The sequence below is a fragment of the Immundisolibacter sp. genome (assembly GCF_028696615.1).
Classification (GTDB): Bacteria; Pseudomonadota; Gammaproteobacteria; order Immundisolibacterales; family Immundisolibacteraceae; genus Immundisolibacter.
This window is the reverse complement of sequence record NZ_JAQVGQ010000288.1, coordinates 1-2909: the sequence shown is the minus strand read 5'-3', so window position 1 is coordinate 2909 and position 2909 is coordinate 1. Positions and strand designations below refer to the sequence as shown.

At 64.2% G+C, this 2909-nt stretch carries 2 protein-coding genes; one reads left to right on the top strand and one right to left on the bottom strand.

What is annotated here, in order from left to right; genetic code table 11:
• Positions 1 to 199: 199 nt before the first annotated feature.
• Positions 200 to 1375: a tyrosine--tRNA ligase gene (tyrS, locus tag PHC73_RS13315; protein ID WP_300129226.1), complete on the bottom strand. Its 1176-nt coding sequence runs from the start codon at positions 1373 to 1375 to the stop codon at positions 200 to 202.
• Between the two features lie 163 nt (positions 1376 to 1538).
• Between tyrS and PHC73_RS13310 the strand changes: the two genes are divergently transcribed.
• On the top strand, positions 1539 to 2909 hold a 1371-nt coding region (locus PHC73_RS13310; protein WP_300129225.1), incomplete at its 3' end, for a peptidoglycan DD-metalloendopeptidase family protein.

Genomic DNA, 2909 nt, shown 5'->3' with positions numbered 1-2909 from the left:
AAGAGGTCGCCCTCTCGCTCGTCAGGCTTGACTCACCGTCAGACGCAAGCGCCCACACAAATTACCTGATCTCGGGTTTTTAAACAGCGGGCCGGCTGCTCACCGGCGAGGGAGGCGAATTATTCCTGAAGGTTTTAGGGCCGTCAACACCTCGCCGCGAAAAAATTGCGCCGGCGCAGCCGCCCAATAAGATACGTTGTTAAATCAATGTGATACGGACGGCCCGCCGTTTTCCCACCTGCAACAGGTGGGTGCAGCCGGCGCGCAGGATGCGCTTCGGGTCGTCGACTCGCTCGCCATCGACGCGCACGGCGCCCTGCCCGATCAGGCGCAACGCCTCCGATGTGGAGTTCACCAGCGACGCCTGGCGCAGTGCTGCGCCGACCATAAGGCCGGCCGGCGCCTCAAGTGTGAGCAGTGGCAGATCGTCGGGCAATTCGCGGCGCCGAAACCGTTCAAGGAAGGCGCGCCGGGCGTCGGCGGCAGCGGCGGGCGTGTGGAAGCGCGCCACCAACTCTTCGGCCAGGTCGAGCTTTATATCCATCGGGTTCTTCCCGGCGGCGACCGCTGCCTTGAGGTCGCCGACTTCCTGCTGCGTGCGCCGGCTCAGCAGCTCAAGGTAGCGCCACATCAGCGTGTCGGAGATCGACATGAGCTTGCCGAACATCTGACCGGGAGTCTCGGTGATGCCGATGTAGTTGCCAAGCGATTTCGACATTTTTTTCACGCCGTCCAGGCCCTCCAGCAGCGGCATGGTCAGCACCGCCTGCGGCCGTTTGCCGTAGGCCTGTTGGAGCTGGCGCCCCATTAGGAGGTTGAACTTCTGGTCGGTGCCGCCGAGCTCGACGTCGGCGTCGAGGACCACCGAGTCGTAGCCCTGCATCAGCGGATAGAGGAACTCGTGAACCGCGATCGGCTGGCCGGCGCGATAGCGTTGCGAGAAGTCGTCGCGCTCGAGCATCCGCGCCACCGTGGTCTGGGCGGCCAGCTCGATCATACCGGCCGCGCCGAGCCGCTCGAGCCAGGTAGAGTTGAACAGCACGCGGGTGCGCTGCTGGTCGAGTATCTTGAACACCTGCTGCTGATAGGTGCGCGCGTTCTCGGCGATCGCCTCGCGCGACAAGGGTTTGCGCGTGACGTTGCGACCGGTCGGGTCACCGATCATGGCCGTGAAGTCGCCGACCACGAACAATACCTCGTGCCCAAGGTCCTGGAACTGACGCAATTTGTGCAGCAACACCGCGTGCCCCAGGTGCAGGTCCGGCGCCGTAGGATCGAAGCCCGCTTTGACGCGCAGCGGACGACCTTCGCTCAGGCGCTCGACCAGCTGCTGCTCGGGAATGATCTCCTCGGCGCCGCGCGAAAGCAGCTGCATAGAATCCGAAACTGCGCCGTCGCACGTCGTCATGTCATCCAGCCAATGAATTTAAAAACACGTCCTCGGGGCTTGCGCCGCAGCGAAGCAGAATGAAGAATGCCACCCCAATGTCTGTCTCGCTCGGCACAGGGCCGGGTCCATTCACACGCTGCGAGCCGGCATGCGCAAGATTTTCGCCGCCAAACAACGCCTGGGCCTAATTTCCTCAGGCTCCGCTCAAAACCGCTTCCCCGATCCCAAATCACGCCCGCCCGCAGGTCAGCGCGGACGCCACCGGCTGGGGCCCTGGGTGTTCGGCTCGGCGATGGCGCTCATGGTAGCAGCGCTGGTTGCGCGCACCGCCGACAGTCTGGCCAGCATTCCGGAGCGCCTGCACGCCGCACCCGTGGAGCGGCCGTATCCGCTGCCGGCGCTGGAGGACATCGCCGACGTACAGCTCGAGCGGCTCGACGAGGCGTGGCTCGAACACCGCATCAAACCCGGCGAGAGCTTCTTTCAAGCCATGCGCGCCATGGGTTTCAGTCCCGATACCGTGCAATCTGTGATGGATGCCGGCAAGTTGGCCAAGGCGCTGAGGGACCTTCGTCCCGGTCAGGTGCTGCGCACCAACTCGGCCGATGGCGAACTGCTGGCGCTGGACCTCGAGATCGATCCCATCAATCGCCTCGAAGTGCGGCGCGATGCCGACGGTTATTCTGCGCAGCTGCACACCCGTCCGACCGAGACGGTACAGAACCAGGCCACGGGCGTGATCAGCAGCTCCCTGTATATGGCCGGCCAGCAGGCGGGGCTGTCGGACCGGCTCATCCTGGAGCTGGCGCAAATGTTCGGCTGGGACATCGACTTCACGCAGGACCTACAGCCCGGCGATCGCTTTTCCGTGATCTATAACGAGGTCACTGTCGATGGCGAAAAGCTGCGCGATGGCGACATCCTGGCCGCGGAGTTCGTCAATCGTGGCAAAGTGTTTCGAGCCGTGCGTTATACCGACCCCGACGGCCGCGTGGCGATTTACAAGCCCGACGGCAGCAGTTCGCGCAAGGCGTTCAACCGCAACCCGCTGCCGGTGACGCGCATCACGTCCCGCTTCAACCCTAACCGCCTACACCCGATCTTCAAAACCGTGCGCCCGCATCGCGGCGTCGATTACGGGGCGCCCGTCGGCACGCCGGTGCAGGTCACCGGCGACGGACGGGTAGCTTTTGCCGGTAAAAAAGGTGGCTATGGCAATGTGGTGATCGTCGACCACGGCCGTGGCAATCGCACCCTTTACGCTCACCTGAGCCGCTTTGCGGCGCAGCTACGCGTCGGCCAGGCCGTTTCGCAGGGGCAGGTCATCGGCTACGTCGGCGCCACCGGCTGGGCCACCGGCCCGCATTTGCATTACGAATTCCAGGTCAACGGGCAAACCAAAGACCCGCTGACCGTGGCCTTACCAGAAACCCAGGACCTGCCGCAGACGTATCGCCGGCACTTCTTTGCCCAGACCTCCGGCTGGGTGGCGCAGCTGGATGCTCTGTCGTCGCGCGCG

Coding starts and splice junctions, on each gene's coding strand:
- tyrS (WP_300129226.1), bottom strand. CDS start 1,375: ATGCAGCTGCTTTCGCGCGGCGCCGAGGAGATCATTCCCGAGCAGCAG.